Annotated in this window: 13 protein-coding genes and 3 pseudogenes; 10 read left to right on the top strand and 6 right to left on the bottom strand. The window is 58.2% G+C overall.

Annotated elements, in window-relative coordinates; translation table 11 throughout:
* The gene (locus ACMX25_RS16935) at nucleotides 1–771 is read left to right on the top strand and encodes a hypothetical protein (protein WP_414951147.1); all 771 of its coding nucleotides are present in this window, start codon (nucleotides 1–3) and stop codon (nucleotides 769–771) included.
* Between the two features lie 74 nt (nucleotides 772–845).
* Here the strand turns inward: ACMX25_RS16935 and ACMX25_RS16930 are convergent, their stop codons facing one another.
* On the bottom strand, nucleotides 846–1,904 hold the full coding sequence (locus ACMX25_RS16930; protein WP_414951146.1) for a LuxR C-terminal-related transcriptional regulator: 1,059 nt from the start codon (nucleotides 1,902–1,904) through the stop codon (nucleotides 846–848).
* 458 nt (nucleotides 1,905–2,362) lie between these two features.
* Here ACMX25_RS16930 and ACMX25_RS16925 point away from each other — a divergent pair, with 458 nt between their 5' ends.
* Entirely contained in the window at nucleotides 2,363–2,617 is a 255-nt protein-coding gene (locus ACMX25_RS16925) for a hypothetical protein (protein ID WP_414951145.1), read from the top strand.
* A 303-nt stretch (nucleotides 2,618–2,920) separates the two neighbouring features.
* The gene (locus ACMX25_RS16920; RefSeq protein ID WP_414951144.1) at nucleotides 2,921–3,181 is read left to right on the top strand and encodes a hypothetical protein; all 261 of its coding nucleotides are present in this window, start codon (nucleotides 2,921–2,923) and stop codon (nucleotides 3,179–3,181) included.
* Between the two features lie 149 nt (nucleotides 3,182–3,330).
* On the opposite strand, the gene ACMX25_RS16915 is transcribed toward ACMX25_RS16920, so the two are convergent.
* Nucleotides 3,331–3,477: an acyl-CoA thioesterase family protein gene (locus ACMX25_RS16915; protein ID WP_414951143.1), complete on the bottom strand. Its 147-nt coding sequence runs from the start codon at nucleotides 3,475–3,477 to the stop codon at nucleotides 3,331–3,333.
* Nucleotides 3,478–4,625: 1,148 nt separating this feature from the next.
* Here ACMX25_RS16915 and ACMX25_RS16910 point away from each other — a divergent pair.
* The 5 genes and pseudogenes from ACMX25_RS16910 to ACMX25_RS16890 all read left to right on the top strand — a co-directional run.
* Nucleotides 4,626–8,255, top strand: coding sequence for a patatin-like phospholipase family protein (locus ACMX25_RS16910; RefSeq protein WP_414951142.1), 3,630 nt, complete (start codon nucleotides 4,626–4,628; stop codon nucleotides 8,253–8,255).
* Nucleotides 8,252–9,493, top strand: coding sequence for a hypothetical protein (locus ACMX25_RS16905; RefSeq protein WP_414951141.1), 1,242 nt, complete (start codon nucleotides 8,252–8,254; stop codon nucleotides 9,491–9,493). Before ACMX25_RS16910 ends, ACMX25_RS16905 begins: the two co-directional genes overlap by 4 nt.
* Before the next feature lie 4 nt (nucleotides 9,494–9,497).
* Nucleotides 9,498–10,025 (top strand): hypothetical protein, encoded by a 528-nt coding sequence (locus ACMX25_RS16900; protein WP_414951140.1) that lies wholly within the window; start codon nucleotides 9,498–9,500, stop codon nucleotides 10,023–10,025.
* Nucleotides 10,026–10,573: 548 nt separating this feature from the next.
* A complete protein-coding gene (locus tag ACMX25_RS16895; protein ID WP_414951139.1) occupies nucleotides 10,574–11,299 on the top strand; it encodes an H-NS family nucleoid-associated regulatory protein in 726 nt (241 codons plus the stop codon).
* A gap of 793 nt (nucleotides 11,300–12,092) precedes the next feature.
* Nucleotides 12,093–13,007, top strand: a pseudogene (locus ACMX25_RS16890) (tyrosine-type recombinase/integrase); the annotation flags it as partial.
* A 282-nt stretch (nucleotides 13,008–13,289) separates the two neighbouring features.
* Here ACMX25_RS16890 and ACMX25_RS16885 read toward each other — a convergent pair.
* Nucleotides 13,290–14,309 (bottom strand): IS110 family RNA-guided transposase, encoded by a 1,020-nt coding sequence (locus ACMX25_RS16885; protein ID WP_414951138.1) that lies wholly within the window; start codon nucleotides 14,307–14,309, stop codon nucleotides 13,290–13,292.
* 144 nt (nucleotides 14,310–14,453) lie between these two features.
* Here ACMX25_RS16885 and ACMX25_RS16880 point away from each other — a divergent pair, with 144 nt between their 5' ends.
* A complete protein-coding gene (locus ACMX25_RS16880; RefSeq protein ID WP_414951137.1) occupies nucleotides 14,454–14,864 on the top strand; it encodes a hypothetical protein in 411 nt (136 codons plus the stop codon).
* A 165-nt stretch (nucleotides 14,865–15,029) separates the two neighbouring features.
* On the opposite strand, the gene ACMX25_RS16875 is transcribed toward ACMX25_RS16880, so the two are convergent.
* Nucleotides 15,030–15,677, bottom strand: coding sequence for an NADAR family protein (locus ACMX25_RS16875; protein WP_414951136.1), 648 nt, complete (start codon nucleotides 15,675–15,677; stop codon nucleotides 15,030–15,032).
* Nucleotides 15,652–16,701, bottom strand: coding sequence for a phosphoribosyltransferase-like protein (locus tag ACMX25_RS16870; RefSeq protein ID WP_414951134.1), 1,050 nt, complete (start codon nucleotides 16,699–16,701; stop codon nucleotides 15,652–15,654). Before ACMX25_RS16870 ends, ACMX25_RS16875 begins: the two co-directional genes overlap by 26 nt.
* Nucleotides 16,702–16,966: 265 nt before the next feature.
* Between ACMX25_RS16870 and nadA the strand changes: the two are divergent.
* A pseudogene (nadA, locus tag ACMX25_RS16865) lies at nucleotides 16,967–17,367 on the top strand (quinolinate synthase NadA); the annotation flags it as partial.
* A gap of 19 nt (nucleotides 17,368–17,386) precedes the next feature.
* On the opposite strand, the pseudogene ACMX25_RS16860 reads toward nadA, so the two are convergent.
* Nucleotides 17,387–17,527 (bottom strand): annotated as a pseudogene (locus ACMX25_RS16860) (hypothetical protein); the annotation flags it as partial.
* Nucleotides 17,528–17,537 lie beyond the last annotated feature (10 nt).

The following is a 17,537-nucleotide window of genomic DNA, read 5'->3' as shown; positions in this document are numbered from 1 at the left end:
ATGGACGCGCTGATCCACCGCGAATCCGCCGCTTTCGCGCTGGATGCTGCCACGCTGATCGACCTCTGGCATCGCCGCACGGCACTGAGCGAGCTGGAGACCTGCCAGATCTACAAGATGGTCTGCCATGCGCTCAGGGCCTACTACCCGTCCGAACTGCGCGGACTGGCGGAAGACAAGGAAGAACTGATTGCCCAGTTCTTTTATTCGCGGGTGCTGCGCATTGACCTGGAACACCGCGCGTCGCATGCCAGTGCGGACAGTGCGCCCTCCACCGCCTACGCGCTGTGCGCGTACTTCCGCCGGTTCCTGATCGATTGCCTGCGCAGCGCGAGCGTGCAGCGCAACGTGTCGATAGAAATGGACGGCGTGCAGGCCGAAGTGGATTCGCGCAGCCATGCGCCCGGCGATCCGGTTGCCGCCACGCTGTCCGAGCACGGCCTGAGCGAAGCGCGCGTGCGCGAGCTCGCCCATGCGTTTGTGGCCGCGCTCGATGCGCCCGATCGCATCATCTTCGCGGGCAGCCTGGGCGCGGCGCAAAATCATCCGGGTGGTCTCAAGGCCGTTGCCGACGCCAACGATGTGCCGTCCTATCACTATCGCGCGCGCAAGCTGGGCGTCACCACGAGGAAATCCACCACGCCCGATGAATTCGCGGCCACGCGCATCGGCCGCTGGATCACGGACACGCTCGGCATCGAGATCGCGGCCGAGAATCGCGACGCGATTCTGATCGTGCTGAACCTGCTCGCGCTGGAAGCGCACGCATGAGCCGGCGGCGGGTGTGCGGGCGCCGTCCGTTGTCCGCCGTCCGCCGTCGAGCATGAACCGTCAGCCATCAGCCATCAGCCGTGACGCAAGCTATCGGCCTGCAGGCGCCGCACGATGAGTTGCAGAAGGTGCAGCGCAAATTCGGGTTCCTGATAGTAGAGACGAACCGCATCGGCGGCGGACACGACGCGCATCTCGCACGCGGAGCGGCAAACCGCCGTGCACGTGCGCCGGTGCTCCGGCGAGAACAGCCCTATCTCGCCAAGCACCGTGCCCGCCCCCAGCTCGATGCCGAACTCGCGCAGTTCCACCGTACCCTTTTCGAGGTAAAACAGCGCGCCGCTTGGATCGCCCTTGCGGAACAGGATCTCATTCGTGCGGAAATGCTGCGCGTCCATGTTCGCGAGCAGCCTGCTGATGGGCACATGACCGTTGAGCGCTACGCTCGCCTGAGTGTCGCGCACTTTCGCGATGCGGGCCGCGGCTGCGCTCGCCTCGCCCCGGCTCGATACGTTGAGCGCCTTGAAGATGGTCGTGAGGTGGGTCTTGACGGTGGCCTCGGCCACATTCAGTTCACGCGCGATGACCTTGTTCGAGCGGCCGCGGGCGAGCAGCGCGAGCACTTCGATCTGTCGCGCAGTGAGATGCAGGTTCCCATCCGATTGCTCGGCTTTGCCCGCCGCGCGCGTATCGTCCGCGTCGGAATCCATCGCGAGCAGCGGTCGAGGCAGATACACACCGCCCGCAAGCGCGATACGCACCGCCCCGAACAGCACGTCGGCGGATGCGGATTTCTCGACGCAACCCGCCATGCCCGCCACGATCAGTGCTTCGACTTGCTCGCGCCGCGCATGGTCGACCAGCACGATGACCGGCGTGAGCCGAGCATGCTCGCGCGCTGTATCGAGTTCACTGCTCGGCTCGCGCAGGTTGTCGCCGTCGAGCACGATGCAATCGGGCTTGTCCCCATCGGGCCCGGATCGCTCCAGACTGTTGCGGGCCGTCACGTGCGCGTCGGGCACGACGTCGCGCAGGAGGGCCGCGACGCCTTCGAGAAAGAGTCCCGCCGGTCCGGTGAGCAAGATGTTCATGGAGTCGCAGGCCTCGGCCGGGTTGATGAGAGTCGCTCGCACATGATGCCTCCAGGGGCCGTCGATTCTCGGACAGGCGCGCGCCACGCCCTAGCGTTCAAAACCGGGTGCTTTGGGCAGCCGGGCGCAAGCTCATATCTCTCGATGCTACTGCACGTTGGAAAGACCTGCTTTGCATGGTCAATTTCGCTCGGCGGCTGCGTTCGCCAAGCCGTTTCGTTTTTCATTCGCGCCTCGGCTCGCTCGTCTTCTTTGTGCGCAGTCTCTCTGCGCAACAGCGCCATTACGTCATTCGCGATTCCACAGCATGAGTCGCTCAGACGCCGACACATATCGGGTGGCCTCCCGACTTGCACCATTCATCCTGCAAGGAATCCGATCGGACTACTCACGTGCCGCCGGTCACGATTCCACGCGTCATCGAACGGTCGAGTGCTTACTGTTCCAGACGGCTGCCGGCAAACGGTAGTCACCCACGTTATCTCGTAAGGAGAATTGCCATGAGCAACAAACTGCTTCTGCTCGCGTCGGTCCTGAGCGCGCTCTCGATGAGCGTCGCGCAGGCTCAGGAAGCGCCCGACGGCGCCAACATGACCACCTCGCAAAACGGCGCGACCACGACACCGCCGCCTGACTCGAACAGCTACGGCGGGGCCACGAATCAGAGCGCTGCGGGGTCGGCGGCGAAGGACGCCTATGGGAAACAGACCGACTGCGCGCCCCGGACCTTCTGCGATATCTACAAGGGCCAGTGAACGCCGCCTGACTGGATTGCGCGACGGCCTCTCCCGACATCCGCGCGGGATGTGGGAGGCCGCGCGAATAGGCAAAGGTCGCTGTCCAGACTGCTTCTACGACTTTCGATCTAGGGCCTTCGAACGATAGGCCCTGCGCCGGCAAAGATCTATCTTCCACTCGTCAGGCCGGGTCATTCGTTCGAGCTTCCACTATGTGCCGGACCGACCTTCTGGAGTGATGTTCGCCAGGAGCCGAAACATCACGACGCGTCTTCCGGGAATCGTCGATTCCACTTCCCGCCGGCGCAGGGAGAGCGACTCATGAAAGCCGACCGCGAATTCTCACTCCGTGCCCAGGTCGAGAAATGGCTGATGCCGCGTCTCGATACCTCGCTCCACGTCACACTGATCCGGTACACAGGGTCATCACGGGTTCGCTCCGCGCGCGTGGAATCGCGCGATGGTGTGAATTCGCATGTGTTGTTCTTCTTCCAGAACGCCGAGGGGCACTGGAGTATCTTCCCGCCCCGATCGGATCGTCCCATGATGGGAATGAATGCTTTTGCGCCTTTGAATCATTGAATCGATGCCGTGCGATGCTGTTTTTTCAGATTGCAGCGCGATCGTATAAGCCGAAGAGGTCTGAAAAGCGGAGGTATCTCACTCCCCTCGATTGGGTTGCCAAGCGACATTTTTTTGGGTGTTTCATGGATCTGATCGAGGGTGCCCGCTCAGCCTTTCTCGCTGCAAAATCGCAGCATGCTTTCCCGCAAGTCGTCCGGCACCGGAATGGATTTACCGGTGTCGAAGGAGAAAAGCACCGGTGTCTGCTCAATCTGAGCACGCACCTTTCCTCCTGCTGAAGCAGCCAGGTTCAAGTCCTTTGCGTGATGAACTACTAAGAGGCGACACTCGCCCGTGTACCTCGGCTGGCTCGCCCGGCTAGGCAATGGAGAACTGCGTGACAGCGACCCGAACCGCCGTTGCCTCGGATGTGCCACTCGTTCGCTGCGAATAACCGTTTTCAATGATTTCCGATACAGTGGCCCGTTTCAGCGGCGAGAAGTTGGGCGGGATCGTCGCTAACAACCGAGCGGATCAGGCCTCTGCTGTAGACGAATGGCTGGTCTGAAGCGGTGAGCGGGCATAGCAAAGTCCATGGACGAACGTCGGCTTAGGCCGAGAAGTCTCCACCGTGTATCCGGCAGTTTCCGAATGTGAACCGGTGGTTGAAGTGGAATTCGACCGCCCACTAGTACCAATGGAACTGATGCCCATCCGCCCGCTGGCTGACTACGACAATGCTCATGGCTTCCTCGAGCAATGGTGGGTGCTGGCACTGCAGGGGTTCCGCGATAGGCTGTCTCGACTCTTCGGCAAAAGTCTTAATGTAAATACAATCAACAGTTGCATCCGGACGAGCGTCCATTGACGAAACAGTTGGCTTGCCATTCTGGCACGCGTAGAGCTTCGTGTGGAAGTGACCAATCCGAGTACCAGCGCCCGCCGTCGATACGTTTCCCGAAGGTCATTTGACATCCTTCGACCCTGAATGCGTCCCCGCGCCGGACGTCCGTAGTCCATCGGTGCAACGCGGCCCACTTCTTAGAACTTTGGTAGCCGATAAATGGCAAGCCCGAGGTTATGTGCGCTACCGCACCCAAGTTCCGAACTTAGATCGCTCCCGCTATCCATATCTACTATTACAAATACAAGACGAAGTTAGAACAAGATTGAGAGACGACTTTCGCAACGCGATTGTCTGAAAAGAGCGGCCTTGTTTGCGCTTAAGCACGCGCGCAAGTCAGCGGGCGCAGGTTGCCGGACCGTTCGCGTCAGTGGCAGCAGCAATTCCAGCCTCATCTCTTCGAAGCATCGATCCTCTCCGCTTACGTGCGCGAACGGTCGATCGCTATCAGCAACGTGCTTTGGCTAAAGCAAAACGACCGGCAGCGAGGCGATGATGGACAAGAGAAACTTGGAGCATTCTCGCGTCAAAGGAGACTTTGACGCACCGCACGCCCTTGTGTCTTCATTGTCGGGTCATGTCATTCCATACCTGAGGGTCTTGCTGGCGACGCTCACGTTCGGGCACACGCATCGCTATTGTCCCGAGTTTTATCACGGGTTCTCTCCGACAATGTATCGGGAGCACGGACGTGTGTGCGTCGGTCGCGGCTTTCCGCTGTCGAGCGAAGCGGACGTCCGTGAACTCGTGGAGTACTGTTTTGGCGAACGGGCAAACGAACTGCTGCCTGAAGCAATCCTTGAATGGCGGGCAAGGCTGGCCGGGAGCGAGCCGGACAACTCGAAGATCATTGTCGATGAAAATGCGTTCGACCGGTTCTTGCGTAAGCAGAAACTGGTGGAAATCGAGTGGATGGTTCGGAGCTGGCTGCGTCCGCAGCTCGATGAGAAGCCGATCATTAGGCCCCCTGAAATAGATCCACCCGATCTGCCCGACGAGCTTACCGCGTACCCCGGTTTCATTGACGAACTCAAGATCACCGTGCTTTACTTGGCATACCGGCTCGGGCAACCACACCAGGAAGGGCTGCGTCGCCTGATTGTGACGCTCGACTGGGACTATTTCGTGCGGGTTGTCACTCACCCTGAAATCGCGTCTTATGACAGGGAGATCTGGGCAGCAGCGCTGACACTGCACGAAATTATCAAGGGTCGTGCGTACGAAAAGGTGAATCAACTCCTGACTGGCTTGCCTTATATCGGCCATCGCGTACTGGCGGACGAATACGCGCATATCACTGGCAGGCTGAACGAAAACGCGCCCAGCGTCCACATCCAAAACACCTTGCTCTATCACGCGGATGAATCGGGCGCCGGATTAAGTGCGATCTGCCTGTCGGGCGGCGGCATTCGCAGCGCGTCGTTCTGTCTCGGCGTGCTGCAAGTGCTGGCGACCTATCGACTGCTCGGCAAGTTTCACTACATTTCTACCGTATCCGGCGGCGGCTATATCGGCACAGCCCTTTCCCGCTGGATAACCGCGAAGAAAGACGACGACCGCCTGTCGCCTAGGGACGCTTTGCAATTCGTCGAACACGAACTGGAACGATTGCGTCGGACTGACTATGTCCAGGCTCGCATGGCGGGGTTGACCTTCAATCAGGAAGGGCCGCTGACATGGCTCAGGATGAACAGCAACTATCTTGCGAGACGCCTTTCGCTCTTCTCAGCCGACGCATGGACCATCGTCGCGACCTATCTTCGCAACCTGTTCATCGTCTGGACGATGTTCTGGCCTTGGTTCATGGTGTTTCTGCTGGGTCCGTGGTTCACTGTCTGGCTCGGGCAGGCGACGCAAAACCCGGAAACATCACAGACTCCCTTGTGGGTAGGCTTCGTGGGCTCCTGCCTGGGTGTGCTCGGTGCCAGTTATTTTTACCAAGGCAAACCGAAGCGCAAACAGGAACTGCGCTTTGCGAACCACTTTGCCTTGCCGCGCAGCGGCGACGTGCGCGCGGCTTTTGGCGCGCTGCTGCTGGTCGTTGCATGCTTCTGCCTTTCCTATGCGATGGGATGTGCGGCCGACAAGGACCCACCCGATCACCCGTCGCAATTGTGGTACGCGTGGGTCGCAATTGCTGGAACGCAGATTATTCTGGCTCTGGGCAATGTCAACGGCCCGCGTAGCTTCTGGGTCATGATCGGGGCGGCGATTCTGGCAGGCGGCACACAGATAGGCCTTCTCTATTCAATCTTCCTGGGTCTCGTAGACTGGTACAAGTCGACAATGGATATGCGCAGTCTGGCCTCCGCCGGTCGCGCGCTGGCGACGCCAGCGTTGATGCTCATCGCTTTGCTCATCGGCGAAGGCCTGAAAGCGGCTGTGCGCTCCTTCACCGAAGGTCCCGAACGGCGCGAGCATCAGGGACGCGCTCACGCGTTCGTTTTCATGCTGCTCACCGCGTGGATCGTTAGTGCGGCGCTGGTGATCGGCGTTCCCGGCTTGCTCAGCTACTACGGCAGTTCGGCTCAAGGTGTCGCGGCGGCGGGAAGCGCGCTATCGCTCGCCGTCAGCACGTTTGTGGGCTATCGTAAATCGAGTCCCGGTAAGCCGGGCACGCAGGTGCCAATGAGTCTCACGCTAGTTGGCAGTGTGGGCATGGTGTTGCTCGCGATACTGCTTTCCATCGGTGCATGGAAGGCAATCGAACTCGCGCCGGCTTGGGATGATCTGACTCTGACGCACTTCCAGATCAGTAAAGATAACTTGACGCTGCCCGCGCGCTATTTGTGTCTGCAGGACAAGACCACTTCATGCGCCGTCACGAGCGCTTTTCAACCCTTGACCAAAGGCCATTCTTGCACGTCTGAGTCGACGCAATGCATCGATCAATCGTTTTCCAGATTTGTCGATCAGGTCATCAAGCAATTTAACGAGAACAGCAGACTTGCTTTTTGCCTTCTAGTGATGGTGTTCTCGGGCGTATTGTTTTTTGCGCTCGGTCTCGTCGCCCGCATGAACGAATTTAGCCTTCACGGCTTTTATCGCGACCGCCTGATTCGTACGTTCTATGGCGGCTTTCGTAGTGACAGGCGGCCTCGCAAGCCAGCGCGTTTCACGGGTTTTGACACCGACGATGATATTCATCTTGCCGATATCGCTTCGGCTTATGACCCCGGTTCGCCCCGATTCGACTACGCGGGACATTCGAACAAACCGCCTTATCTCGTCGTCAACACCGCGCTGAATCTCGTGAAAGGCGATGCACTTGCGTGGCAGGAGCGCAAAGCGGACAGCTTCACCTTCACCGCGTTGCACGCGGGAAATTACCGGCTCGGCTATCGCAGCGTGGCCAGATTTGCCGGCAACGTCAAGCTCGGCACGGCGATGGCCATTTCCGGCGCGGCCTTCAATCCGAACATGGGCTACAACAGCAGCACACCTATGGCCTTCCTGATGTCGGTGTTCAATGTGCGCCTAGGGTGGTGGCTCGGCAATCCAAAATACAAACAGTGGGAAAGCAAAGACCCCACGTCATCGAGTTGGCGTCTGTTGCAGGAGGCAGCGGGACAGACGACGGACACCGGCGACTGGATTCATCTGTCCGATGGCGGGCATTTCGACAATATGGGCTTGTGGGAAATGGTGCATCGCCGGTGTCGCCGCATCTTCGTGATCGACGCCAGTCAGGATGGCCGCTTTGCGATGGAGGATTTGTACTGCGCAATACGCAAGATCCGCATTGACATGGGTATCGAGATCAGCGCAGAAAGCGAGCCGATCTTGCTGTTTCCTCGTTCCGCTCGCGCGTCCGGCCTGTATCACGCGCGCTTTACCATTCGCTATCTGAACGAAAATGGCAATCCCGTCGACGGCGTGTTGCTCTATCTGAAGCCTTGCATTTATGGGAGTGAACCGCCCGATATTCACGAATACGCGCACAAGCATATCGAGTTCCCGCATGAATCGACGGCCGATCAGTTCTTTAGCGAATCGCAGTTCGAGAGTTATCGCAAGCTCGGCGAATGGGAAATGCTGCAAATGTTGCGGCGTGTGCTGGATTGCCGCGATACCGATGACATTCCCGACAATGTACCGCTGGACACCATGCCGCCCGTCGGGCCCGTCAGGCCTGACGGTGACGCGCAGCGCGGCCTGTTCTCCCCGGACAAGAAGAGGTCGAGGTGATCCGTCTGCTCGGTCGACGTGTCGTGATAGCCGCTTTTGGTCTGAACATCGCGTGCTTCTGTTCGCCTGCGCGAACTGCGTCTGAACGCGTCGACACAAAGCCGGCCGTCACGGCGCGCTGGGTGTGCTCCGCCGATCAGGATGGCGATTGGTACAACATGCCTTGCCCGAGTGGAAACTGCAGGGCGCGTTGCTCGTTGATCAACTATTGCGAGCCGAAAGCCGTATCGTCTGCGATTGCGGCGTGCTCGCACGATGCCACTTGTACGCCGCTTGTTCTGCACCGCCGTCTTGCTCGGCTCGGATGCGGCTTCAACGCCGATTCGTTCTGGACCAATCCCGAGGCGAGGCCAGTGCCGATAACGGCAACGGGAGCGGCGATTGCGCTTAAAGCACACCCCGGTAAAGCGCCGCTGAAATGGTCGACGCCTTCCTGCGAAGAGGCGGTGCTCAAAGGTATTGAGAAGGAGCTAAACGATGCGACGTATCTGACCAGCACAACGGGACGCAGCCGCGCTTTCGAGGTACTGCTCAAACGGGGCTGCAATGTCGATCTCGCGCAAATGGGTCCTGACGGAGAGTACGCCAACGTCACGCTGACGCGGCATCCGCCCGTCAGAACCGATGAATCGGGGACCGCGCCGCAACCGCCGGTGACTGTCGCGTTCATCCCGCAGGTTCAGATTCCGTTGCGGCCTGTTCTGCCCACGCAACCAGTCTGCGACAAGGAAGGCGAAGAGCCCGTGTGCGTGGATGTGACGGTGCCTCAACGACCCATTGACGTAGGCGTGTGCGACGCGCTTCGGCTACTGCACGATTCAAAGCATTTCGCACTTTGCAACGCTGGAACGAACGTCCGGAATGTACACATTCGCTTTCTGCCAAAAGTGGAAGGGCCGGACAAGTTCACCGAGCGAGTCCAGATTGACGCTGCCAGCGACGGAAAGGTGGATGGTAGTTACGATGCCGAACCCTCTCCCAATCCACCGTCACCGTCGTCCACCGTTTCGCTTCCTACCGCCGCCGCGGGCTCAGCCGGCGTAGGTGCGCTGCTGGCGACTCTCGCGACGCGGATATTTGGCAGATTGAAGAAAAAGACGGGACCCGACCAACCACCCGCAGAGGCCACACACGCGATCCAGGACGTGCAGATCACAGTCGCGTTCCGTCATCCGCCTAGGCCGCCGCGCGTGCGCGAAGCAAAATCTAGCACTTCCTCGCCCGACACGAGGGCCTGACGATATGCACCCAAACGATATGCACCCGAACTTTCCCGCGCTGCCCCGCGGCATTCCGCCACAACCGACGATCGCGTGGTTTCTGCGTGATCTGATTCCCGACGGACTATGGGATGACTTCGATCTCGGTGTCGTGAGCCACGGACCCATAGACGCGATTCGGGATCAATTGTTTCAGCACGGCGGCGCCGACGCCTGGCTTCGCTTCATTGCACTTACTCGGCAGACTCTTCCACAACTTCTGTCGATTTCGCTCATCGACACGCTTCGGGCCGCGCTCGGCAGCCGCCATGTTTGGCCCGACGATGTCTGGCTGCACTGCCGTCCCGTCATCTCGGTCTACATCGGTGGCCGTCTGATCGAACCTGCAATCGCGCTCAACTGCCACACACGCATTGCTTTTGCTTCCCCCGGCGAAGAGTGCATCGGCGACTACGTCCTGGCCACGACGGAAATGACGCTCCGTCACGCGCGTCAAGACATCATTGGGCGTGTGATGGGTGAGTATTTCCTTCCCGTACCGCCGCTCTGACGGTTATGTGTTCCGTGCAGCCTGTCACGTCCGACACCGATGCCGCATTCAACCCTCTTTAGTTTGACTGGATTGAGCAGATGTCTTTGGAGGGACGCTGTCGCCGTGTCTGCCTTTCTTCGCCCCTGCCCCCGTTCTCTCCGCTCAATCAGCAGCATCGATTAGTATCGGTCTAGTGGGCGAATTCGAAGCCCTCTGGAAGAACAATACCGCTAGATCGAGGGCCGCAACGGCCGACAAGGTCAGAAAACACACAACGCTCGGTTTTGCCGAACAGTGCTCGCTTATCAAGCTTCGACGCAAGCGGTACTCCGCTGTGAAAACACCTGTCCAGCGCGAAGTGGTTCAAAAATAGCGCGTCATTTCGCGACCGACTCAGCGCTATGTAGGGTACGGCGGACAGCGGCACACCGACCTTGACTCGCTGACGATCCTCAACGGTTCTATGATAGTTGTTCGTTGCACGTACGCAGTGCGAAGGCTTTTCAAGCCTTTCGCAATTGAAGCGCGCGTGGCATATTGCGGGCACATCCATTGAGGAAACCACGATGCCGACACTCGAACAAATCAAAGACAAGATGAAGAGGCTTCAAGAGCAAGCCGAACAATTGATTGCCAAGCGCGCGCAGTCTGTCTTGACCGACATCCGCAAGCTAATGGAAGAGCATGGTCTTACTACCGCGGACATCGCCGCTCACTCGACTGGAAAGAAGCAGCGCGGCCGACCGGCGGGCTCCAAGCCCAACACCACCGCAACGCGAAAGGTGGCGAGTAGTTCAGTTGTCACCGGAGTCAAGCCGCCGAAATACCGCCATCCTAAAACGGGCGCCACGTGGACCGGACACGGGCGCGCGCCGGCATGGATTGCAGATGCTAAGGACCGCAGCAAGTTCTTGATTGACGGCCCGGACGGTGGCGCCGTGAGAACGGCGAAGACCGCAACCAAGAAAACCGTGGCAGTTGGCAGTGCAGTGGCTCACAAAGGACAGCGCAAAGGTCCGCAGCCGGCGAAATACCTCGACCCCAAGACCGGCGCAACATGGAGCGGACGTGGCCCGGCACCCGTATGGCTTGCGGCGGCAAAAGACCGCTCGAAGTTTTTGATTGTCAACGCGGCCACCGTCGCGACTGAGATCAGTGCCACGAGCAAAGCCGGTAAGTCGCAGTCTTCGACTACGAGCGGCGCTGTTGCAAAGAAGAAAGTAGAGATGAAGGCAACATCAACGAGAGGCACCGCCGAGAAGATTGTGAACGCCAAGGCGTCAGCCAACTAGGGCATCACGAAGAAGCCGCAATTGCGGGCAGGACGGCGGCGGCGAAAAACACCGCGCGCAAGCGCAGCCGTGGCCGCTCCGGCGGCACCGGTCGCGACTGATGCCGACTCGACGACCTGAGCGCAGTTGGCAGTCGCGGGTGCGACTCGCAATCCGGCCGGAGAGTTTTGTAGGCCAAATTTGTCCAAATATAGTGCTATTGAGACACTATCCTTGTCCGATGAGCAGTTTGATAAATTGCTTTGCATTAAACCAGCCGACAGACTCGACCCGCTGTTGACACTGCTCACGAACTTGCCACGCCGCGACAAGGAGATGTCGCAATGCCTCTGCTGAGGCCTTAAAGTCGGATCGCTGACCGCTACGGCACTCATCGTCACCGCAGTGCATCCTCACCACCTGCTTCAAAATCGACGCCAGCATGCATCCAATGCTGCAGGGCTGCGCAGACTACTTGACGACCTTCATGTCCTTTCAGACGAGTCGATCAACTGGCCTCGAAGGTCGAGCATGACGGTGGCGACTGCTCTGACGAAGTTTCCCTGCAAATTCTTGACCGCACAACGAAGCTCAACATCCAGCGTTACAGGCGTGGTGGTTCGATTCCGGCCCCGGGCACCACAAAATATTCCAGTAAGTTCCAGAGAAGTCCACAAACCCGCGCCAGCTCAAGGCTTCGCGGGTTTTTTTGTCTCAGCTGAGCGGAGATGTTCCGTGGACATCTGAAGGTATCAGATGGTATTTTTGTTGGTATCGACCTCGCAAACGCCATTTTCCGCTTCGAGATACCAACATGCCGCTCACCGATATTCAGATCAAGAACGCACGCCACAACTCAGACGGAACCGGCAACCGCCTGTCAGATGGTGGCGGCATGTACCTTCAGCTTGATCAGTCCGGCGGGAAATACTGGCGGATGAACTATCGGTTCGTCGGCAAACAAAAAACGCTCGCGCTCGGCGCGTATCCAGCTGTGTCGCTAGCGGCAGCCCGCAAGAAACGCGACGACGCGCGCGAAAAACTTGCGGCGGGGATAGACCCTGGCGAGGCGAAGAAAACCGAAAAACGCGCTGTGCGCATCGCCGCAGCCAATTCATTTGAATTCGTCGCCAATGGCTGGATGGAAGAACGCAAGACGGTTGTTGAAATCGGTCAGTACGAGAAGACATCAGCCCGCTTCAAGAATGATGTGTTTCCGTGGCTGGGCAAGAGACCGATCACCGAAATCGACGCCCCGGAGATCCTTTCTGTCTTAAAGCGTATCGACAGCCGGGGCGCGCGATTCACGGCCCATCGGGTGCGCAGCGAAATCAGCCGGGTCTTCCGCTACGGGATCAAGGAGGGGTTTTGCAAGACCGACCCGGCTAAGGATCTAATCGGCGCGATACCACCGCCAGTAGAAAAGCATTTCGCGGCTATTACCGAACCCGTGAAAGTCGGAGAGATGCTACGCGCGTTTGACGGCTTTTCGGGTACGTTCCCAGTGCTCTGTGCGCTCAAGATAGCACCGATGATATTCGTGCGGCCCGGCGAATTGCGGCAGGCCGAATGGACTCAGTTCGATCTGGAGAAGGGAGAATGGCGCTACCTCATCAGCAAGACTAAAACGGAGCACCTGGTGCCACTCGCCACGCAGGCAGTTGCAATACTGCGCGAACTGCACGCCATGACAGGCCAAGGCCAATTCGTGTTCCCGAGCGTGGCGGACATCGTAGTTTTATATGAACGCCCCCGTTTACGTCAGTTTCGGTGCTTTGATTTAACAGGATAGGTTGCAGTTTTATATCCGACCTTTTCGCAGCCTGATACGCCGCTGGCCCCGATGAAATCCGCTGACTTGCCCCTCATTTGACGCACGAGCTTGGAGCTCGAACTACGATTCAGGTTTAGCAAGCCACGGTCCGACCTGTCTTGTCATCACACTCGTTTCCAACGCAACCTTTTGACTCCATACCCTGTAAAAGTTAGATCTTCTGCGAAACGTAATTTATCAAACCGGCCGAATACTCACGTGATCCTTTCGATATGGACGGTCATGTGCCAGGACCGCCCATATCATTCGAGCCATCTTGTTGGCCAGCGCCACGACGATCACGTTTGCTGGTCTTCGTTGCTTCATATTTTCTACCCACGGCCCCGGCTCCTTCGCGAGGAAGAGCACACTGCGGGCACCGTGGACCAGGAGAGTCCGTAAATACGTATCTCCCCGCTTACTTATACCCAACAACTTGACCTTTCCGCCCGTGCCCGTTTGCGCCGGCACGAGCCCGAGCCACGCTGCAAATTCACGTCCGGATTTGAAGGATTTCGGATCTCCCATTGTCGCAACAGCAGCGGTCGCAGTGAGCAGCCCAACGCCAGGTATCGCAGCAATCGCCTTGCATGCCTTGTCCTCTTTCAACCACATCTGCAAACGTCGTTCAATATCAGCGATCTGCTTATCCAATTTTTCGAGATCATTCCATAGCTCACGCAACGACTCAATCAACATCGCCGGCAGACGCTCAACCAATTTTGCCAGCACGCTAGGAATTGCTTTGTCCAGCGCCGTCCGGCTCTTAGCTACTACCTCGCCGTACTCAGTCAGCAGCCCCCGCAGACTATTCATCTGCATCGTGCGGAATTTAACCTTTTGCTGCCGAATTCGGTGCAGCGCCAAGATCGCCTGTTGAGCTTCCGTTTTCACCGCAACCGCCTTGCTAGGCATCTGCGTGGCCATCCAAATTGCACGCGCATCCGCCGAATCGTTCTTGTTGCCGGTAGCGAAGGCCTTGACGAACTTTCCTGGCATCAGCTTTACCCGGTGGCCCATATCGATCAACCGCCGTGCCCAATGCTGGGCTCCGCCGCAAGCTTCCATTCCAACCAGACAAGGTCCTCGATTTGCGAAGTGCTCGAGGAACACCGCTCGTTTGAGTTGCTTGCTGACGATTTCTCCCGTCTCAGCATCTACCCAATGAAGCTGAAACACATTCCTGGCGATGTCTACCCCGACCGTCGTATAGTTCATTTCGGACCCTCTGGTTTGCCTGCGAAGACCTCAATGATCTTCCAATTTTGGCACCTTGATGCCGTTGGCCCGTGAGGGTCCGCTGTCTACGTTCCTGACCGCTGAGGGTGGGGGCGTTCATTCCATTTGACGATATCCACCCTTATGCGCTTCCTCAAAGGCGCATCACAAAACATGAGCGTCACAAGCCAAAGCACCAACCTGTCTCAGGTCGGCTATGGACGCGAAGTGCTTTTTGTGACGTGTGGTCAAGCGCCGCGAAAATCGGTGGGCGGCGACGGGATCGCGTTCAGCCCGTTTAGTGACAATGGCTTCGCTAATATCCGGCCGCAGCTTTGGGGTGTGGTGAGCTTTTTCCACGGTTCCACGGGCCTCGATCCGCCTCTTGGTGGCAAGGAATATCACCGGTGTCGCGCTGGCGAGGGGCATCGCGCCAGGCCAGATGACGGCCTGCTGCAACGTTACTTGTCGCCCCTTTTTATGATTTACGAAATCTCAGCCGACCGAAAATGGGCCGCTTCAGTATTTCGGGTGCGAAAGGTCACGGACGTGTAGTCTTGCGCTCCCGCGCAAGACTACACACCCTAGCTTACCGAGGCGAGGGTTCCCCCCTCGGGGCGGCTCCCGCCGCTCCGGCAGATGGAATAGAGGACTTCCACAGCACAGCAACGGGGCGCTATGCCTCAGCTATGGGCTTTGGGTCGCTCTGTCAATGACTCATCAGAGAAGTGCGGGCTGCTGCTTGTCCGCGCGCGCGGCACTTTGAGTCGTCACAATCCCAATGGGTTTACCCATTAGTAAAAAGTCTGGGATATTCAACGGGCGAACTACCTTCAAGTTTTCCTCTGCATCTGCTTTGAGACGTTCCCGCAGCTCCATCAAGAGTCGACCCAAGACGTTCTGACCAATCAACATTTCGTCATCGTTCGATACCATCGCTCCCCAGTAGCTGTCCTTACGGGACTGCTCTACGATAGGTTTATCACGAGTCGCAAGTAGCAATCGGCCAAACTCTTCATAATGCTGAGCTAGCTTGACCCGAAGACACCACCGCATGACTTTGAAGCGAATTTCGTCCCAGTCTGGTCGCGAGTCCTTCCGATGAGGTTTGCTCTTCATTTTCGCGGTCATAGGACTGTGCTGTCCGATGATCTCCCTCTGGACCTCAGCAAGATGCGGAAAACGGCAGGCCTGATACAAAGCTTCGGTCGTCAGAATGCGTACCCCGGTGACTTGGAGGGGGTAGCCAGACGCCATGTTCGAAAGACCGCCGAAGCTCTCCTTCGTCTTGTAGACGACAACGACCTCCGCGCGATGGTACGAGCGGAAGCTGTCGGTCATTTCAGACTTTGAGATCGTTGAAGCCATTGAAAACATTCTCCGGAGCCGCATAGGTCTTGCGCGATAGCAGAGGATACCAATGGAGTGCACCCGAAGCGGCCGTGGGGTCACCCCACCACATCGCCAACGGGCAGTTGTTCGGGCAGTTACGATATGTCGCAATCATTGAACCGAAACCAACTCCGAAACTGCTACATCCGAGAGGTCTGACAAAATCTTTCGGCGTTTGCGTCAGCGACCTAATCCTGACTCCCGCGATAAGGAACTCTCGTTCCAGCAGTTGACGCCCCTCTTCGGAGGAGAATACACCAAGCTTCCCGCCCGGCTGTCTGGGCACCAACGGGAAGCGGGTCTCAGAGGCCACATAACTTTGGACCGCTGGGTTGTCGGGAATAACGGCGGGCCAGAGCACCCCTGAGTCGTCTTTTCGGTTCCGCTGGTTTTCGAGCTCGATCAATCGCCAGATCTTGACCTTGATGTCCTTCCTCGAACTCGCGATCGTCTGCTTCAAGCGATTGCTCATGAGGTAATAACTACCCCCGGTGTGCAGCGCCATAAGAATCACATGTACAACAGCCTTGGCCGGCGCTTGTGTCGCAATCCACGCTTGCAAATCCGTTGCCACTCGACCGCCGGTAAACAGAACGTCATCCATGTAGATGTACTCGCCGTCCACCGCCCCGCAGTTTGAGAGAGTTAGCCCACACTGCTGCTCTAGCGTTTCGGCAAAAAGCTTGACCATCGCCCTTTGACTTTGACCGGCCCGCTGAATCTGCAGAACGTTCGCCCGTGCCCAATAGCCACCGGGGTCCGTCCCAGCAAGTTTCTCGTTCCGAACCAGGTTGCTCAAAAATGTTTTGACGGTCTCCTTGGTCAGAAACGTCTGTTTCATGACGTGATCGAACTCCCGAAGGAAGAGGAGCTGATCCGTAGCGCTGAACTGGTTCGCCCAGCGGTCAACGTGCGCCGGCGTGGGCACCGCAAGCTCGCCTTGGCGATAGGTGCTGATCGTGCCGGCAATTGAAGCAAGAAGGTCGTCTCTCGCGTTCATGTGGTAACACTCCACAGTATTGTTATAACGTCATTATAAAGTGTGACCGGCAAAATCTACTTCGCGCGCGTTAATCCCGGCTCGTTTCTTCGCGCAGATTGAGGCAAGCGTTGCCTGCGTCGAAACTCCATCATAGAATTATGCTATTAAAACACTATAGCAATTTTATCATCCACCGGAACGCGCCTGCCGCTGACTCACATCTCAGAAAAACTGGACCGATAGAGGTTTCATCTTACAAATGATAAGTTTTCTCGCGGACGCGGCGCTGGCGGACGTGGTGAGGTCGACCACTCAGCTCATCGACGCCGCCGTGCGCCTGGGGACGCTAAGACATTCATCGTCGCGACGGATCTCGGCATCCTGGACAAGAAGCGGCTGGCTGCGCCCGGCAAGATCTTCATCGAGGCGCCGACCGCCGGCAATAGCGCGAGCTGCAAGAGCTGCGCGCATTGCCCGTGGATGGCAATGAATGGCGTGGCCAACCTCGCCGATGTGCTGGAACGCGGGCATAACGAGATTTCCGTCGATCCGGCGAATGGCGAACGTGCGCGATTGGCCATCGACCGAATGCTCGATTTCGCCGCCGCACGCAACAAGCGCGTGCAGGCGAGCGGTGACCTGGCAAAGGATGGCTCGCTGTTCTCGAACGTCGGGCCGGCCTGACTAACGCATACTGACTGCGCCGCGAGACGCTCGGCGGCGTGAGCACGGTCGGCAGCGCTTTAGGCAAGGTCTCGCGCCGGTCGCGGCTGAAGTGCTGTCCGCGGCTTTCCCGCCGTGAACATGCGCTTTCCACGATGAGCGAAGCGACATCGATGAGATTGCCGGGCTTG

Source organism: Caballeronia eucalypticola, from assembly GCF_047608185.1.
In the GTDB taxonomy this organism is placed as follows: Bacteria; Pseudomonadota; Gammaproteobacteria; order Burkholderiales; family Burkholderiaceae; genus Caballeronia.
This window is presented reverse-complemented; position numbering and strand designations above follow the sequence as displayed.